Here is a 16,262-nt window from a genome sequence, read left to right as displayed (position 1 = left end):
GGGATGGAATCAGGAGTACGCCGGCATGCACACCCGCCCTTCCAATGACATCGCACTGGACCCGCCCTCCTCCCTGCACTCCCACAACCTCCAGCACCCGGTGGTCGACACGTCTTGGGAACCCGTCACCCTCAGCCCACGCCTGCATAACAACGACCTGGCCCCCACCAAGATCGAAGGCCGGCGCTGGGGCGGCTACAGCATCTTCGCCCTGTGGACCAACGATGTGCACAACATCGCCAACTACTCCTTCGCCATCGGCCTGTATGCCCTGGGCCTGGGTGGTTGGCAGATCCTCTTGGCGCTGGCCATCGGCGCGGCGCTGGTCTATGGCTTCATGAACCTGTCCGGCTACATGGGACAGAAGACCGGCGTACCGTTCCCGGTCATCAGCCGGATCAGCTTCGGCATCCACGGCGCGCAGATTCCGGCATTGATCCGCGCCGTGATTGCCATCGCCTGGTTCGGTATCCAGACCTACCTGGCCTCGGTGGTGTTTCGCGTACTGCTCACCGCCATCCACCCGGGCTTCGCCGCCTACGACCATGACTCGATCCTCGGCCTGTCGACCCTGGGCTGGGTTTGCTTCGTGATCATCTGGCTGGTGCAGCTGGCGATCCTGGCCTACGGCATGGAGACCATCCGCCGCTACGAAGCCTTCGCCGGCCCGATCATCCTGTTGACCGTGGCCTGCCTTGCCGGATGGATGTACACCCAGGCCGACGGGCACATTGCCTGGTCGATCCGCGAGCCACTGAGCGGTGGTGAAATGTGGCGGCAGATCTTCGCCGGCGGCACGCTGTGGCTGGCGATCTACGGCACGATGGTGCTCAACTTCTGTGACTTCGCCCGCTCCGCGCCATGCCGCAAGACCATCACCGTGGGCAACTTCTGGGGCCTGCCGGTGAATATCCTGGTGTTCGCCAGCATCACGGTGCTGCTGTGCGGCGCACAACTGCAGATCAACGGCAAGATCATCGCCAGCCCCACCGACATCATCGCCTCGATCCCCAGCACCCCGTTCCTGGTCCTGGGGTGCCTGGCGTTCCTGATCGTCACCGTGGCAGTGAACATCATGGCCAACTTCGTCGCCCCGGCCTTCGTTCTCAGCAACCTGGCCCCCAAGTACCTGAACTTCCGCCGCGCAGGACTGATCAGCGCCTCCATCGCGGTGCTGATCCTGCCGTGGAACCTGTACAACAGCCCATTGGTGATCGTGTACTTCCTGTCGGGCCTGGGCGCGTTGCTGGGGCCGCTGTACGGCGTGATCATGGTGGACTACTGGATCCTGCGCAAAGGCCGGGTCAACGTGCCGCAGCTGTACAGCGAAGACCCTCAAGGGCCGTACTTCTACAGCCACGGCGTCAACCTGCGAGCAGTGGCGGCATTCGTTCCCGCCGCGCTGATCGCCATTACCCTGGCCCTGGTGCCCGGGTTTGCCAGCGTCTCGCCATTCTCCTGGCTGATCGGCGCCGGCATCGCCGGCCTGCTGTACCTGATCATCGCCAAGCGCCAACCCTACTATGCGGACATCGACGGCGAATCGATCGCCGTGGACAACGCCAGCCATTGATCGATGTAAATGGCCCGGCATGCCGGGCCTGGATTCAGCCAACCACCAAGGAACCCCAATGCGAATTCTCGTGGTCAACGTCAACACCAGCGACAGCATCACCCAGGCCATTGCCCGCCAGGCCCAAGGCATAGCCGCCCCCGGCACCGAGATTGTCGGCCTCACCCCCTACTTCGGTGCCGAATCGGTAGAGGGCAACTTCGAAAGCTACCTGGCCGCCATTGCCGTGATGGACCGGGTTCTGGCCTACGACCAGCCCTACGACGCGGTCATCCAGGCCGGTTATGGCGAGCACGGCCGCGAAGGCTTGCAGGAGCTGCTGAATGTACCGGTGGTGGATATCACCGATGCCGCCGCCAGCACCGCCATGTTCCTCGGCCACGCCTACTCGGTGGTCACCACCCTGGACCGCACCGTGCCGCTGATCGAAGACCGCCTCAGGCTGTCGGGCCTGTACGAACGCTGCGCCTCGGTGCGAGCCAGTGGCCTGGCGGTGCTGGAGCTGGAGGAAGATCCGGCGCGGGCAGTGCAAGCCATCGTCCACCAGGCCGAGCTGGCCGTGGCCCAGGACAAGGCCGAAGTCATTTGCCTGGGCTGTGGCGGCATGGCCGGGCTCGACGAGCAGATCCGCCAGCGCACTGGAGTGCCGGTGGTGGATGGGGTGACCGCCGCCGTGACCATCGCCGAGTCCCTGGTACGCCAGGGGCTGTCGACCTCCAAGGTACGCACCTATGCCACGCCACGCCCCAAGCGCGTGATCGGCTGGCCGATGCGCCAGGGACGCTGAACCAGCCAACCGCTATACGGCGCTGAAGGCTTGGGCCAGGCCCTGCTCGGCAAACTGCTGGATCACGAAATCGACGAAGGCCCGGGTCTTGCCCGGCAACATCTTGTGCTCGGCGTAGTAGATCGAGGTGAAGCCATCGTCCACGTACCAGTCCGGCAGTACCCGTTGCAAGGCGCCGGAGCGCAGGTGGTTGACGGCGAACGGCATGCTCACCAGGGCTACCCCCAGCCCTTGACCAGCGGCGATGCAAGCCGCCTCGGAGTCGCTCATGGTCATCGCGGCCTTGAGCTCCAGGGGCTGCATGGCCCCTGCTCGTCCCGTCAGCTGCCAGGTACGGATGCGTCCGGTCTGAGGCGAACGAATCAGGATGCCGCGGCAGTCGCGCAGGTCGGCGGGCTCCTCGATCGCCCCCCGGGAGCGCAGATAGGCGTCGCTGGCCACCAACACGCGATGGGCTGGCGACAAACGGCGAGCCACCACGCCTGGCGGTAATTCGAAACCACCACCAATGGCGGCATCGAACCCCTGGCCGATCAGGTCCACCTGGCGATTATCGAAATGCCAATCGGGGTGGATGTCCGGATAGCGCGCCAGGAACACCCCCAGCAGCGGCACGATATACAGGCAGCCGAACACCGTGCCCATGCTGACCTTGAGCGTGCCGGCAGGCCGCCCCTGGGCATTGGCCAGGCTACCCACCGCATTCTGGATCGTATGCAAGCTGTCGCTGACCTCAGCCAGGAACACCCGCCCGGCCTCGGTCAGGACCAAGCGTCGAGTACTGCGCTGGAACAGCCTGACGCCCACCCGTGCCTCCAGCTTGGCCACGCTCTTGCCCACCGCCGCCGACGTCAGGCCCAGGCGCCGCGCCGCTTCGGCAAAACTGCCGACCTCGGCACTGCGAACGAAACACTCGATACTGCCGAAGGCTTCCATACCGCCTCACTCTAAACTTTTGGTTTACACAGAGTATATGGATTACCCGCTACACAGGGCTGGATCAGCGGCCGATACTCAACCCCAGACACGAGGCAACCCGCCTTCGACTTCTGGAGATGCACATGAGCACGTTCAACCTGAGTGGCAAAGTGGCCCTGATCCAGGGCGGTTCCCGCGGCATCGGCGCGGCCATCGTCGAGCGCCTGGCCGCCGAGGGCGCCAGCGTGGCCTTCACCTACATCAGTTCCGCAGGCAAGGCCGAAGCCCTGCAGGAGCGCATCATCGCCCAGGGTGGCAAGGCCCTGGCAATCCGCGCCGACAGTGCCGATGCCACAGCCATTCGTCGCGCCGTGGGCAGTACGGTCGAGGCTTTCGGGCGCCTGGATATCCTGGTCAACAATGCTGGCGTACTGGCCGTGGCGCCATTGGACGAGTTCTCGCTGGAAGACTTCGATCGGACCCTGGCGATCAATATCCGCAGCGTCTTCATCGCCACCCAGGAAGCGGCCCGGCACATGGGCGAAGGCGGTCGCATCATCAACATCGGCAGCACCAATGCCGATCGCATGCCCTTTGCCGGTGGCGGGCCCTACGCCATGAGCAAGGCTGCCCTGGTAGGCCTGACCAAAGGCCTGGCCCGGGACCTGGGCCCTCGGGGCATCACCATCAACAATGTGCAGCCAGGGCCAGTGGATACCGACATGAACCCGGCCGACAGCGACTTTGCCGCCAGCCTGATGGACTTCATGGCAGTGCGCCGCTATGGCCGTGCCGAAGAAGTGGCAGGCTTCGTGGCCTACCTGGCCAGTGCTGAAGCCGCCTATATCACTGGCGCCAGCCTGAGCATCGACGGTGGCTTCGGCGCCTGAACAGCCCGGCACAAAAACGCCGGATCCCCTCGCGGTCGATCCGGCGTCACAGCCCAAGGCCACCTAGCCAGCCTTCAGCTTCAGCTCCACACCAGGTGCGGCAGCCCACAGGCCGCGGGCTGGAAACTCTTCAACGAGCGCAGGATCGCATCGGCGTGGGCGAACTTGCCATCCTCCATGGCCGGGTCGGGTATCGCAATGGCGCTCATGCCAGCGGCCTTGGCCGCCGTCACGCCAAAGGGCGAATCCTCGAATACCAGGCACTGCGCAGGTTCCACCCCCAGGCGCCGGGCGGCCGTGAGGAAGATATCCGGCGCGGGCTTGGCCGCCGTCACCTCTGGATCGTCGGCAGTGACGATGGTGTCGAACAGCGCGAACCAGTCGCCATGGCGGGTAGTTTTCTCAGCGAAGGACATCTGCGAAGAACTGGTACCCACGGCAATCGGAATGCGGTGCTCCTTGAGATGCTGCACCAGTTGCCGGGCACCGGGCATCGCCTGCGCCCGGGGGAAACGCTCGCGCATGAGCGGCTCGCGCATCACCAGGAATTCCTCGGCACTGATCGGCAAGTCCAGGGCCTGGACTATATAGCGCGCCAGATCGCCAGCCCCACGCCCGATGATGTTCTGCTTGATGCTCCAATCGTAGGTACGCCCATAACGCTCGGCGATCAGTTGGGTGATCTCGGTGTAGATGCCCTCGGTGTCCAGAAGCAGACCGTCCATGTCGAATATGACCGCCTTGATCGGTCCTAAATCGTTCAACTGTGCATTCATCGCATCTGATCCGTTAGCAAAAGTACATTCCAGGGAGCGGCTCAGGTACGACCCGTAGCACTGGGAAGCCTTTGGGTTAAAGGGTTCAGCAGCATAGCGGTGGCATTGTGTCAGGGGCAACCTGGGCTGGGACGACAAGACGACAGCCATCAGTCGCGCTTGTCGGATTGGCGATCTTGCGCGTCGGTCTCTTCTTGCAGGGGCACTCGCGCATCGTCGAGCAGGGAGCCGGGGTCTTCGTTGCCCGGATCATTGATTACCTGGGGATCGTCGTCCCCCGGCTGAGCACCCTCTGAAGTCTGCTGGGCCATGGTCGCCTCCTCGCCTTATGGGCCATGACCCCAAGTATGGCGAAGCCCGGCCAAGGCGCACAAAAAACCCGGCACAGGGCCGGGTTCTCAGGTTGATCGCAAGGATCAATGGCGCTTCTTGTGACCCATGCTGCTGCCCAGGGCACCCCCTGCCGCACCACCGATACCAGCACCCACGGTAGCGCCAGTCTTGCCACCGAGCTGGTTGCCGATCAGCGAACCACCGGCCGAGCCCAGGCCACCGCCGATAGCCGCTTTGGCCCGGCTTCCCTTGCGCGCTCCGGCTGCGCTGCCAGCCGCTCCGGCGACACCTGCACCGATGGCGGCACCGGTGCTGCCACCAAGCTTCTGCCCCACCACATTGCCCAGCGCGCCACCCAGGCCGCCGCCAACGGCTGCACCGCCGTCACCGGCCATCGCCCCTTGAGCCAGGAGAAGTCCCATAACCAGGGCAGGTAGAGTTAAACGCATGAGTTGAACCTCGAAAAAGACTGTCGGACCGACACAAAAACCCAGGGCCGCGCCAGCCAGGATAGCTCGACGCGACAACCCCCAGTGAATTGCCGGGGAGTTGGACCGCTGATTTTAAAAGAGTTTAATGACCACGCAAAAAAAAGCCCGCTGGGGAACGGGCTAGGGTGTTGCGTTTTTAACGGATGGTTTGAGCCTACTCAGGCAGATGTGAAGAAATCGTGAAAAAAATCCCCAGCCGACCATACATTCTCCTACCCTCTGCTTATTGCGCCCGGGAGCCCGGGGTTGGGCCGGCCATCGGAAATGTAAAAAAATTTCCCAGGGTATCTGAGCCAACACACTGAACGTGCTGGCTCAGGCCCAATAGAAAGCCCCGCCAAGGCGTAACGCTGTTCACTCAAAGCGAAGTGATCCCCTGCAGGAGCGAAGCTTGCTCGCAATGGTGGTTAACAGGAGTGCGCGTTTACGGGATACACGCAGCGCTCTGAAACTCATAGCGGGCAAGCCTCGCTCCTACAATTACCGCAAAGGCGAGGCTTTCGGTCGTCAGGAACGCTTTCGCTTAGGCTGTGCCCTGGGGAAGAACATCGTATTGCTGGCGACCGCTGCCGCGGTGGATTTCTTCCTGACAGCACTCAAGGAAACCTGAGCATCGGCTTCGAATGCCGCCTGTCCACAGCGCACCAAGTTGTTGATTGGGAACTCATCCCCGTTGTCTTCGATATAAGCAAGACTCCTCATCTCCCAGCTCCCTCCAACAACCGATCAGTACCGGCGACGCTCCCGGTGGCCTGGAAAATACTGATCGTCACGGCGCTTCAGACTAGACAGTCATTTACCGACCTGCCGACCAAAGCACCGCGGACGCCGACGAGCGGCCAGCCAGTGGAAGAAAAACTGATCCAGGGCAAATTTTCCGTCGGTGCTCAGCTGTCGTACGCCGCCAGGGCCCGGGCCAGGCGCATGTCGTCAGCCTCACTGGCAGGATGCAGTGTCCGATAGCAACGCAGTGCCTGCTCCAGCTGGGCGCCGCGAATCTGGCCCCCGGAACCGACGAAGGCCAGGGCATCGCTCTTGGCCGAATGAAAGATCTCGCCAGGATTGGATGTGGTGCCCAAGGTGCCGAACGTGGTCAGGCCGGTTACCCCGGTGACCATCATCGAGGCGCGGTCCACGGGGTTCCTCTCCTCTCCCGCCACCACCACGAACGGGGCGACGCACAACGCACAGATCAATAACGCCTGATTGCAACTCTTCATCAATGGATCGCCATCCTGGGCCAAGGCAAGCGCGCAACTTAGCACCCGGCGTGTCCAAACGCAGCCTCAAGCCGCGGGTGATTGCCAGCGAGATAGGTAGGCGATCATTGCCTGCTCCGCCTCGACGCAAATGGTTTCACCGATGATGCCTTCGGCCAGGTAGCCGTACTTCATGCAGGCAAATGCGATTTCCACCGCCAGGGTAGTCACGTCCGGCTGCCGGGGCAGGCTGTCGAAGCCACCCCGGGCCAGCAGGTAGTCGCGCAGCAAGCTACCGATCATGGCGTCCTTGCGCTCGTGGGCCTGGCTGTCCAGCGGGGTGAAGTTGCCGCGCAGGAGCAGCAGGCTGGCGGCCGGGTGAGCGTTGTAGTAGCCGGCAACGCCGCGGATGACCCGACCGATGGCCTGCTTCCAGTCGCCTTCGGGGCCGGGCCGGGAGTTATCGATCAGCGCGGCGATACGCTCCATCTGCAGGCTCGCCAGGTGGGCGAGCAACGCGTATTTGTCCGGAAAGAACTGATAGATGCTCGCCCCCCAAGACTTCAAGGCCTGTCCGGTCCTGCTGACCCAGCCGGCAGCGGACCGCTGGACCCCACTTAAGCTCAGCCAACCGTTCCTCGAGCGACTGGCACAGGTCGAGGTGCAGACCCGCCTGCTGGAGAACGCCGGGCACTATCCGTTGGAAGAGCCGGGGCTGACCCAGATGAACCAGGCCATTCTTCAATTCATCGAGGCGGTCCTGGCCAGTACCAGCGGGACGCCGCCCACACCCGGTGCCCAGAACCACCCCGAGTCCCTGGGCCAGCGCAGTTGAGCCCTCAGGTCCGGGCCAGGAAGCTGTCGGCGTCGCCGCCTTCGCATTTCCAGTCGGCGAACACCCCGACCAGATTGCAGGAATCACACCGGCAGCCAATGTAGTACCAGCGCACATCGTTGCTGTCGGCATAGAGCGCGACTGCCGAAGTGATCGCAAAATGTTCGTGGTCACAGACGCAGATAGGGTTCTCGAAAGCCGCCTGCACTGCGTAGTCGGCGCTGTCGCCCAGCAGCTTGACGGCTGCGCACCGGGTGCAGGTGCTTCTGCCCGCGCCGACCTCCTCGTCGGTTTCCAGGGTGAACCGGTCGTTCCCGCAGGCGCATCGGGCAGCGTTGAACCTCACCGCTTCGTAGCTTGATTGGCTATAGCGGCGGATCTCCGGCTGGATATCCGCGTCTTCGCTGCCGTACCTGTAGCGGCCTTTCTTTGAAATCGTCATGGTGTCTCCACTGCCAGTGGTTATCCGCCGTGGATGATCTGTCGGGCCCGTCGGCGAACACCCGGGCGCCAGGCAATCCAGCTCTTCAGGCCTGTGCCGTCGCCGGGACGGGTACTTCGAACATACGGCGGATAGTGTCCTGGATACGCAAGATATCCGAGACCGCGTACAGCCCCACCGAAGGCGCCAGATGGCTGCTATCCGGAGGATGGGCGACACAGGCGGCAATTAGCGTCACCTGGCCGGCAGGATCGGGCTGGAACTTGATGCCACTCACGCCATACAGGCTCTTGCGCCGGATGCCATCGTTGTACAACTCGCCCTGGGCGGGCGTTTGCTGCAACTGTTCCAGCGTCGGCACCTGGTCGAACACCTGGGCATAGAACTCGATGATCGGGCTTTCGTTGATGCTGCCCAGGCGATGCACATAAGCGGCGTAGAACCTGCCCTCCAGTTGGATGGCCAAGACATCGCCAGCGCGGTAGAACGTTATGGAGTCAGGGAGCGCCGGCTTGCGCGCCAGGGCCACGGGAGGCGCTTGCAGGCCAGCGCTGAATTCCTGCGAGCGCTGATGAAACTTGTCCCCCAGGGCCACCGCTCGATTCAGCTCCTCGATCGCTTCCACGGCCCGGGCGGTAATACTCGGCTCGGCCAAGCCATATTTATGCAGCAGCGTGGCCAGCGCGAGCCAGGCCTTGTGCCGGTAAAGCGGCGCCACCTGCGACTCATCCGCCAGCAACACGCAATTCCAGCGAGCCAGGAGGCTTGGCAACACCGCATTGTTCAGCGAGCCCTGGTGACCCTGCTGCTGTGCGACCATCGCCCTCCAGGCCAGCCGGGCAAGATCCTCGTCCAAGGCCTGGACCAGGTGCCTGGCGGCCAGTTTCTCCAGCAACTGCTGATGTTTCACAAGCTCATCTCCATTCGATGCATTGTCCAGTGCCATCCGGGGCGCTACAGCAGGCATATCCGCTGTGGCCGTTGTTTGTTTCAATGGCGGCCTGCAGCCAAGCACCTGCCCCGGGAAAATCGCGCAATGATAACGATCGACGCCTTCAAGGCATACGGCACCCGAACCGGTTCGCCTACGCAAATACCACTGGACGAAATAACCCTGCTCGCCTCGCCCGCCACTCTCAAGGCGCTGGGGGATTTCCTGGTGCACGCGGCACAATGCATGGAGGAAGACGGCATGGAACACCTGCACCTGCAGGATGCCTGGGCCGACTTCGATCCTCGGCTCCACGTGGACCTGGTGCTGGTGAATAGCGAGCAGGCCACCGAACACGCCCCGCAAAGCACGACCGGCGACAACGCCGGCACTCTCCACGGACGCCACCGATGAACGCCGGTCCCTCGCGTGCATCCCTATCGGCCTTACAGGAGTACGCCGCCCATTGCCTGGATGCCTACTGCCAGGCGCAAGGCATCGCGCACCCGTGCATCGACGAGCTGCTAGAGCATCTGCGATCCATGGCCGGCTACCCGAACCTGGCCTTGTGGGAACAGGCCGGCGCCGGCCTGGCCCTGAACGGCCGGGGCGACGACATGCCGGCCTCGCTCTGTGCAATACTCGATACGCAACAAGCCGAACAGTTGCAGGCGCTGGCCTGCAATGTCGTGGAAGTCGGCCTGGCAGATATGTACGGCCAGGACTCGACGCTACCCCGGCACTTCGTGGCGCAGGTGGAGGCGATGCTGGAAAGGGCAAGCGTGGAATTGCCCAGGGACAGGCATCCCGCCTGAGCGCGCCAGTACAACCGGGAACGATGAAGTTCTCGGTGGGAGGCTATTTCTGCAGGCCACAAAAAACCCCTGGAAGCTAAGAGCCTTCAGGGGTTTCTTATATCGAATATGGCGGTGAAGGAGGGATTCGAACCCTCGATACAGTTTCCTGTATACACACTTTCCAGGCGTGCTCCTTAAGCCACTCGGACACCTCACCGTTTCTCTTCAAACCGATTCAGTCTGTCGAGGCGCGCTAATGTAGTCGAAAGCTTTTCAGATGGCAAAGGTTTTTTTCAGAATTTTCATGCGCTTAAGCACTTTTCTGGTTTTCCGGGCCTACGCGCGCCCATGGCACAAGGCAAACCGGCCAATCTTCGGCCTGCTCCACGCTGCCGTGCGGCTATACATAGGCAGCCCAGCAGGTCGTGCGGCCTGCCGCCCGGAGCAAAGCCTGACTCACCAGTCAGTCACGGCGCTTTACCGGACCGATCATGCTGGGTAACTTCTGCTGCACTTCTAATACAAGGAATTGCGTCATGAGTGAGTTGATTTCCTACCATCTCGAAGACGGTATCGCGACCCTGACCTTGAGCAATGGCAAGGTCAATGCCATCTCCCCGGACGTGATTGCCGCCTTCAACGCCGCACTCGACCAGGCCACTGCCGATCGCGCGGTGGTGATCATTACTGGTCAGCCGGGGATTCTGTCCGGGGGCTACGACCTCAAGGTCATGACCGCCGGCCCCAAGGAGGCCGTGGCCCTGGTGACCCTGGGCTCGACCCTGGCCCGACGCCTGCTGTCCCACCCTTTCCCGGTGATCGTGGCCTGCCCGGGGCACGCGGTCGCCAAGGGCGCATTCCTGCTGCTGTCCGCCGACTACCGCATCGGTGTCGAGGGGCCCTTCAGCATCGGCCTCAACGAAGTGCAGATCGGCCTGACCATGCACCACGCTGGCATCGAGCTGGCCCGTGACCGCCTGCGGCGCTCGGCCTTCCACCGCTCGGTGATCAACGGCGAGATGTTCGACCCGCACAGCGCCGTGGATGCCGGTTTCCTCGACAAGGTGGTCAGCCCCGAAGAACTGCAAGGCGCGGCCCTGGCAGCGGCACGCCAACTGAAGAAGATCAACATGCTGGCCCATAAGAACACCAAGTTGAAGGTGCGCAAGGCCCTGCTGGACAATCTGGACAACGCCATTATCGAGGACCAGGGACACCTGGGCTGAACCTCGGCATGACGAAACATGGCCCGGCCCTTGTGCCGGGCTTTTTATTGCTCCGCCCTCTGGTCCCTGCACGCCCCACCATCGGACACATCTGCTCAAGCATCGCCCCTCTTGTTGCCCGGCACAGCAATTGCCGAAAACAGTGCACATTCGTACACTGCGCCACCTTTTGTCCCCTGCGCGGTAGCCGTTTAGATGCTGTATCTGTTTCGTATGTCATTGATGGGCTTGCACTTTATAGTGGCTGGCAGCCTGGGCTTGCTGCTTGGGCTGTGTCGCCCCTTCAACCCTGACAACAGCCGCCTGTGTGCCCGCCTATATGCCTGGCCGGCCATGCGTATCCTGGGCCTGAAGGTCAGGGCCGAGGCCGGCCCGTTGATGGACAAGCCGCAAAGCTGTGTGATCATTGCCAACCATCAGTCCAACTACGACCTGTTCGTGTTCGGCAATGTGGTGCCGCCACGCACCGTGTGCATCGGCAAGAAAAGCCTGAAGTGGGTGCCGTTGTTCGGCCAGTTGTTCTGGCTGTCGGGCAACGTCCTGATCGACCGTGGCAATCCGCACAAGGCACGACGCTCGATCGTCACCACCACCCATACCTTGCAACACAAGGACACCTCGATCTGGGTGTTCCCGGAGGGCACGCGCAACAGCGGTCAGGCGTTGTTGCCGTTCAAGCGCGGTGCCTTCCAGATGGCGATTGCCGCCGGGGTCCCCATCGTTCCGGTATGTACCAGCAACTACATCAAGCACATGCGCCTGAATCGCTGGAACAGCGGTGAGGTCCTGATCCGTTCGCTACCGGCAATCCCCACTGCCGGCCTGACCCCCGACGACATACCGCGCCTGATGGCCCAATGTCGCGAGCAAATGCTCGACTGCATCACCAGCATGGACCGCCAGTTGCAACCAAACTGAGCCCCTTGTGCAAAAGCCCGCCCCGTGCGGGCTTTCATTTATCGGCGAACTCGCATCCCATGGGCGACTCTGATGCTGCAATGCAAGCTAAGCTGCTGATCTGTCACCGTGCCATTGATAAGAAGAAGTGAACCGGAACCATGGGTAGAGTTGTTGCTGCCGCCGTCTACAGCGGTGGAAAGAAAGTCACGGACATCAGCCTCGACGAAGGCGCAGCCTGGGCGGCGAAACCCGGCCATTTCGTCTGGATCGGCCTGGAGGAGCCCAACGCCCACGAGCTGGCCAACCTGCAACGCCAGTTCAATCTGCATGAGCTGGCCATCGAGGATGCCCTGGAGAAGCACAGCCGGCCCAAGCTGGAAACCTTCGGCGACGCCCTGTTCATCGTCACTTACTCGCCGGTGCGCACCAACGGCAAGCTGGAGTTCATCGAGACCCACATCTTCGCCGGCAATGGCTACATCATCACTGCGCGCAACGGTCATTCGGCTTCCTATGGCCATGTGCGCCAGCGCTGCGAGGCCCGCCCACTGCTGCTCGAGCATGGCGAGGACTTCGTGCTCTACGCCCTGCTGGACTTCGTCACCGAGAACTACCAGCCCGTGAGCGAAGCCATCCACGCGGAAATCGACGAACTGGAGAGCAACGTGCTGTGCCAGGCGATGAACGAGCGGGACATTCTCAGCCTGCACAGCCTGCGCCGCGATGTGTTGCGCCTGCGCCGCCACGTCGCGCCAATGGTGGAAATCAGCGAGGACCTGCAAAAGCTCAGCTTTCCCTTCATAGACAAGAACATGCGGCCGTATTTTCGTGACGTGCAGATCCATGTCACGCGGCAGATGGAAGACCTTTCGACCCTGCGCGACATCGCCAGCCAGACCATCGAGATTGGCGTGCTGCTGGAGGCCTCGCGGCAAAGCATCGTGCAGCGCAAGTTCGCCGCCTGGGCGGCGATCCTGGCGTTTCCCACGGCGGTGGCAGGGATCTACGGGATGAACTTCCAGAACATGCCGGAGCTGAGCTGGCACTACGGCTACTTTGGCGTCCTGGGCTTCATCAGCGTGGGTTGCGTGGCCCTCTGGGCCAGCTTCAAGCGTTCAGGCTGGCTGTGAAACGACGCGGCCCCGCGCCAGGCGGGGCCGTGGGTCACTTCAGGCCGCTGCGGGTTTGTGGGCGACGAAGCGCATCATCCATTCGGCCACGGTAGTGCCGTGATGATCGTGCTCGAGACTGGCCACGCCCTTCTGGTAGACCTGTTCGCCGAGGAACTCATGGCGCAGGTCGAGCAACGCACGGGAATAGTCGTGGATGAACTCCGGATGCCCCTGGAAGCACAGCACCTGGTCGTTGATGTGGTAGGCCGCGTACGGGCAGAAATCGCTGGAGGCAATCACCGTGGCGTTCTCCGGCAAGGCGGTGACCTGGTCCTGGTGGCTGATCAACAGCGTCAGTTCCTCCACCACCGGGCTCATCCAAGGCGCCTTGGCCGCAAGCTTGTAGTTGTGGATGCCCACGCCCCAGCCCTGGTTCGCCCGCTCGCTCTTGCCACCCAGCAATAGCGCCAGCAACTGATGGCCGAAGCAGATGCCCAGCAGCTTGTCGCCACGCTCGTAGCGCTCCAGCAGGTAGGTCTTGAGGGTCTGGATCCACGGATCGGTACCGAAGGAATCGGCCTTGCTGCCCGTCACCAGGTAGGCATCGAACTTCAGGTCGTCAGCGGGATACTGGCCCTGCACCACGTTGTAGACACTGAACTGCGCGGCGATGGGCTGTTGGGAAAACAGGCGCTGGAACATCTGCCCGTAGCCCTGGTACTGGTCGATCAGTTCGGGACGCAGGATATCGGTTTCAAGAATGCAGATGCGTAGCGACATAAAATATTCCTGACAAGGCGATGGCAATAACGAACACCCCAGAGCCTGCCTTGAAATACCACGGCAAGGCAAGCCCCGGGGCCCGTCATTTCACGCCCGCCAGGCTCAGAACAACTGGCCCTGGCGCGCCTTCTCCAGGAGCAGGTTCGGCGGGTTGAAACGCTCGCCGTACTGGCGCGCCAGGTACTGGGCACGGGCGACGAAATCCTGCACCCCGTACTGGTTGATGAACTGCAGCGCGCCGCCACTCCAGGCCGCAAAACCGATGCCGAAGATCGAGCCGACGTTGGCGTCGGCCGTGGACTGCAGCACGCCCTCTTCCACGCAACGCACGGTCTCGATGGCCTGGATGAACAACAAACGGTCGCGCACATCCTGGGGCGAGATCTGCCCGTCGGCCTTGTAGAAGCGCGTGTGCAACTGCGGCCACAGGTGTTTCTGGCCACCGGCCGGGTAGTCGTAGAAACCGCCACCGGCGGCCTTGCCCGCACGCTTGTACTCGTTGAGCAGCAGGTCGATCACGGCGAATGCCGGGTGCTCGATGCCGGGCTTGCCCTCGGCCTGCAAGTCCTTGCTGGTCTGCAGGCGAATGTGGCTCATCAGGCTCAGGGACACTTCGTCGGAGATCGCCAGCGGACCCACCGGCATCCCGGCCTTGCGGGCCTCGGTCTCGATCATCGGCGCGGCGATGCCTTCGCCGAGCATGGCGATGCCTTCGTTGGTGAAGGTGCCGAACACTCGGGAAGTGAAGAAGCCGCGGCTATCGTTGACCACGATCGGGGTCTTCTTGATCTGCAGGACGAAGTCGAAACCGCGGGCCAGGGTCTCGTCGCTGGTCTTGGCGCCCTTGATGATTTCCACCAGCGGCATCTTTTCCACCGGGCTGAAGAAATGCAGGCCAATGAACTTGTCCGGATTGGGCACCGCACTGGCCAGCCCGGTGATCGGCAGGGTCGAGGTATTGGAGGCGATCACCCCCTCGGCGCCGACCACCTGCTGCGCCGCCCTGGACACCTTGGCCTTGAGCTCGCGATCCTCGTAGACCGCCTCGATGATCAAGTCGCAACCGGCCAGGTCGGCATCCTCAGCGGTGGTGAGGATGCGTGCCAGGGTCGCGTCGCGCTGTTCGGCGCTCAAGTGCCCGCGAGCCACCTTCTTCTCCAGCAGGGCCGCGGAATGGGCCTTGCCCTTCTGCGCCGCTTCAAGGCTGATGTCCTTGAGCACCACCTCGATGCCCGCTGCCGCGCTGACGTAGGCGATGCCCGCGCCCATCATCCCGGCACCCAGCACCCCGACCTTGCGGGTCGCCTGAGGCGCGATGCCCTGGGGGCGCGAACCACCGGCATTGATTTCATTGAGCTGGAACCAGAAGGTACCGATCATGTTCTTCGCCACCTGGCCGCTGGTCAGCTCGGTGAAGTAACGGGCCTCGATCAGTTGCGCGGTATCGAAATCCACCTGGGCACCTTCGACCGCCGCACAGAGGATCTTCTCTGGCGCGGGGAAGCAGCCCTGGGTCTTGGCCCGCAGCACCGAAGGGGCAATGGCCAGCATCTGTGCCACCTTCGGATTCGACGGGGTGCCGCCGGGAATCTGGTGGCCCTTCACATCCCAGGGCTGCTTGGCCCCCGGGTTGCCGGCGATCCAGGCCCGGGCCTTGGTCAGCAGTTCGTCGCGATCGCTGGCCAGCTCATTCACCAGGCCCGCCTGCAGCGCCTGCTGCGCCCGGACTTTCTTGCCCTCGAGCAGGTACGGCAGGGCCTTCTCCAGGCCCAGCATGCGCACCATGCGCACGACCCCGCCGCCGCCAGGCAGCAGGCCCAGGGTGACTTCCGGCAAGCCGATCTGCAGCGACTTGTCGTCCAGGGCCACGCGGTAATGGCAGGCCAGGCAGATCTCCCAGCCGCCACCCAGGGCCGCCCCATTGATCGCCGCGACCACCGGCTTGCCCAGGGTCTCCAGCGCCCGTAGCTGGGCCTTGAGGGCCAGCACCATGTCGTAGAAAGCCCGGGCCTCGGGCTTGCCGACCTTGATCAGCTCATTGAGGTCACCACCGGCGAAGAACGTCTTTTTCGCCGAAGTGATGATCACCCCGGCCAGGCTGTCCTGCTCGGCTTGCAACCGGGCCAGGGTGGCGGCCATGGCGTCGCGGTAGACCGCGTTCATGGTGTTGGCGCTCTGGCCCGGCATGTCGATGGTCAGGACGACGATCTGGTCCTGGCCTTTTTCGTAACGGATGGCATCGGTCATGAAAGGATTCCTTGAAGTCGGG

The 16,262-nt window shown here is 62.9% G+C and carries 20 protein-coding genes and 1 tRNA gene; 10 read left to right on the top strand and 11 right to left on the bottom strand.

Annotated elements, in window-relative coordinates:
- The first annotated feature begins 25 nt into the window (after positions 1-25).
- Together I9018_RS09460 and I9018_RS09455 are read left to right on the top strand one after the other, a co-directional pair.
- Positions 26-1,573 carry an NCS1 family nucleobase:cation symporter-1 gene (locus I9018_RS09460; RefSeq protein WP_241109273.1) on the top strand — a complete coding sequence of 516 codons (1,548 nt, stop codon included), beginning with the start codon at positions 26-28 and terminating at the stop codon, positions 1,571-1,573.
- 58 nt (positions 1,574-1,631) lie between these two features.
- Positions 1,632-2,360: an aspartate/glutamate racemase family protein gene (locus I9018_RS09455; protein ID WP_241109272.1), complete on the top strand. Its 729-nt coding sequence runs from the start codon at positions 1,632-1,634 to the stop codon at positions 2,358-2,360.
- A 12-nt stretch (positions 2,361-2,372) separates the two neighbouring features.
- On the opposite strand, the gene I9018_RS09450 is transcribed toward I9018_RS09455, so the two are convergent.
- The gene (locus I9018_RS09450) at positions 2,373-3,296 is read right to left on the bottom strand and encodes a LysR family transcriptional regulator (protein WP_241109271.1); all 924 of its coding nucleotides are present in this window, start codon (positions 3,294-3,296) and stop codon (positions 2,373-2,375) included.
- A 125-nt stretch (positions 3,297-3,421) separates the two neighbouring features.
- Here I9018_RS09450 and I9018_RS09445 point away from each other — a divergent pair, with 125 nt between their 5' ends.
- Positions 3,422-4,168 (top strand): 3-oxoacyl-ACP reductase family protein, encoded by a 747-nt coding sequence (locus I9018_RS09445; protein WP_241109270.1) that lies wholly within the window; start codon positions 3,422-3,424, stop codon positions 4,166-4,168.
- An 80-nt stretch (positions 4,169-4,248) separates the two neighbouring features.
- On the opposite strand, the gene I9018_RS09440 is transcribed toward I9018_RS09445, so the two are convergent.
- The 3 genes from I9018_RS09440 to I9018_RS09430 all read right to left on the bottom strand — a co-directional run bounded on the left by I9018_RS09440 (position 4,249) and on the right by I9018_RS09430 (position 5,726).
- The gene (locus I9018_RS09440) at positions 4,249-4,944 is read right to left on the bottom strand and encodes an HAD-IA family hydrolase (RefSeq protein ID WP_241109269.1); all 696 of its coding nucleotides are present in this window, start codon (positions 4,942-4,944) and stop codon (positions 4,249-4,251) included.
- Positions 4,945-5,093: 149 nt separating this feature from the next.
- Positions 5,094-5,255: a hypothetical protein gene (locus I9018_RS09435; protein WP_164823640.1), complete on the bottom strand. Its 162-nt coding sequence runs from the start codon at positions 5,253-5,255 to the stop codon at positions 5,094-5,096.
- A gap of 105 nt (positions 5,256-5,360) precedes the next feature.
- A complete protein-coding gene (locus I9018_RS09430; RefSeq protein WP_083235850.1) occupies positions 5,361-5,726 on the bottom strand; it encodes a glycine zipper domain-containing protein in 366 nt (121 codons plus the stop codon).
- A gap of 433 nt (positions 5,727-6,159) precedes the next feature.
- On the opposite strand from I9018_RS09430, the gene I9018_RS09425 reads away from it, so the two are divergent.
- Complete coding sequence (locus tag I9018_RS09425) at positions 6,160-6,378, top strand: hypothetical protein (protein ID WP_164823639.1); 219 nt, start codon at positions 6,160-6,162, stop codon at positions 6,376-6,378.
- Positions 6,379-6,655: 277 nt separating this feature from the next.
- Here I9018_RS09425 and I9018_RS09420 read toward each other — a convergent pair whose 3' ends face one another.
- Together I9018_RS09420 and I9018_RS09415 are read right to left on the bottom strand one after the other, a co-directional pair.
- Entirely contained in the window at positions 6,656-6,988 is a 333-nt protein-coding gene (locus I9018_RS09420; RefSeq protein ID WP_241109268.1) for a DUF2388 domain-containing protein, read from the bottom strand.
- A gap of 66 nt (positions 6,989-7,054) precedes the next feature.
- A complete protein-coding gene (locus I9018_RS09415; protein ID WP_241109267.1) occupies positions 7,055-7,534 on the bottom strand; it encodes a TetR/AcrR family transcriptional regulator in 480 nt (159 codons plus the stop codon).
- Here I9018_RS09415 and I9018_RS09410 point away from each other — a divergent pair.
- Positions 7,512-7,802 carry a hypothetical protein gene (locus I9018_RS09410; protein WP_241109266.1) on the top strand — a complete coding sequence of 97 codons (291 nt, stop codon included), beginning with the start codon at positions 7,512-7,514 and terminating at the stop codon, positions 7,800-7,802. The genes I9018_RS09415 and I9018_RS09410 overlap by 23 nt on opposite strands.
- A gap of 4 nt (positions 7,803-7,806) precedes the next feature.
- Here I9018_RS09410 and I9018_RS09405 read toward each other — a convergent pair whose 3' ends face one another.
- Both I9018_RS09405 and I9018_RS09400 read right to left on the bottom strand, forming a co-directional pair.
- A complete protein-coding gene (locus I9018_RS09405; protein ID WP_241109265.1) occupies positions 7,807-8,244 on the bottom strand; it encodes a hypothetical protein in 438 nt (145 codons plus the stop codon).
- 85 nt (positions 8,245-8,329) lie between these two features.
- The gene (locus tag I9018_RS09400) at positions 8,330-9,154 is read right to left on the bottom strand and encodes a hypothetical protein (RefSeq protein WP_241109264.1); all 825 of its coding nucleotides are present in this window, start codon (positions 9,152-9,154) and stop codon (positions 8,330-8,332) included.
- A 126-nt stretch (positions 9,155-9,280) separates the two neighbouring features.
- On the opposite strand from I9018_RS09400, the gene I9018_RS09395 reads away from it, so the two are divergent.
- Positions 9,281-9,589, top strand: a complete 309-nt coding sequence (locus I9018_RS09395; protein WP_241109263.1) for a hypothetical protein — start codon at positions 9,281-9,283, stop codon at positions 9,587-9,589.
- Positions 9,586-9,990, top strand: coding sequence for a hypothetical protein (locus I9018_RS09390; RefSeq protein WP_241109262.1), 405 nt, complete (start codon positions 9,586-9,588; stop codon positions 9,988-9,990). Before I9018_RS09395 ends, I9018_RS09390 begins: the two co-directional genes overlap by 4 nt.
- Positions 9,991-10,099: 109 nt before the next feature.
- On the opposite strand, the gene I9018_RS09385 is transcribed toward I9018_RS09390, so the two are convergent.
- A tRNA-Ser gene (locus tag I9018_RS09385) sits at positions 10,100-10,189 on the bottom strand.
- A gap of 319 nt (positions 10,190-10,508) precedes the next feature.
- On the opposite strand from I9018_RS09385, the gene I9018_RS09380 reads away from it, so the two are divergent.
- The 3 genes from I9018_RS09380 (at position 10,509) to I9018_RS09370 (ending at position 13,228) form a co-directional block, all read left to right on the top strand.
- Positions 10,509-11,198 (top strand): crotonase/enoyl-CoA hydratase family protein, encoded by a 690-nt coding sequence (locus I9018_RS09380; protein ID WP_068577885.1) that lies wholly within the window; start codon positions 10,509-10,511, stop codon positions 11,196-11,198.
- A 195-nt stretch (positions 11,199-11,393) separates the two neighbouring features.
- A complete protein-coding gene (locus tag I9018_RS09375) occupies positions 11,394-12,116 on the top strand; it encodes a 1-acylglycerol-3-phosphate O-acyltransferase (RefSeq protein ID WP_241109261.1) in 723 nt (240 codons plus the stop codon).
- A 140-nt stretch (positions 12,117-12,256) separates the two neighbouring features.
- A complete protein-coding gene (locus I9018_RS09370; RefSeq protein WP_068577887.1) occupies positions 12,257-13,228 on the top strand; it encodes a magnesium and cobalt transport protein CorA in 972 nt (323 codons plus the stop codon).
- Between the two features lie 39 nt (positions 13,229-13,267).
- Here I9018_RS09370 and I9018_RS09365 read toward each other — a convergent pair whose 3' ends face one another.
- Positions 13,268-13,990, bottom strand: coding sequence for an amidotransferase (locus I9018_RS09365; RefSeq protein ID WP_022643210.1), 723 nt, complete (start codon positions 13,988-13,990; stop codon positions 13,268-13,270).
- Positions 13,991-14,095: 105 nt separating this feature from the next.
- Positions 14,096-16,240, bottom strand: coding sequence for a 3-hydroxyacyl-CoA dehydrogenase NAD-binding domain-containing protein (locus I9018_RS09360; protein WP_241109260.1), 2,145 nt, complete (start codon positions 16,238-16,240; stop codon positions 14,096-14,098).
- Between the last annotated feature and the right edge of the window lie 22 nt (positions 16,241-16,262).

The organism is Pseudomonas sp. MPFS (assembly GCF_022537035.1).
Classification (GTDB): domain Bacteria; phylum Pseudomonadota; class Gammaproteobacteria; order Pseudomonadales; family Pseudomonadaceae; genus Aquipseudomonas; species Aquipseudomonas sessilinigenes.
This window is presented reverse-complemented; position numbering and strand designations above follow the sequence as displayed.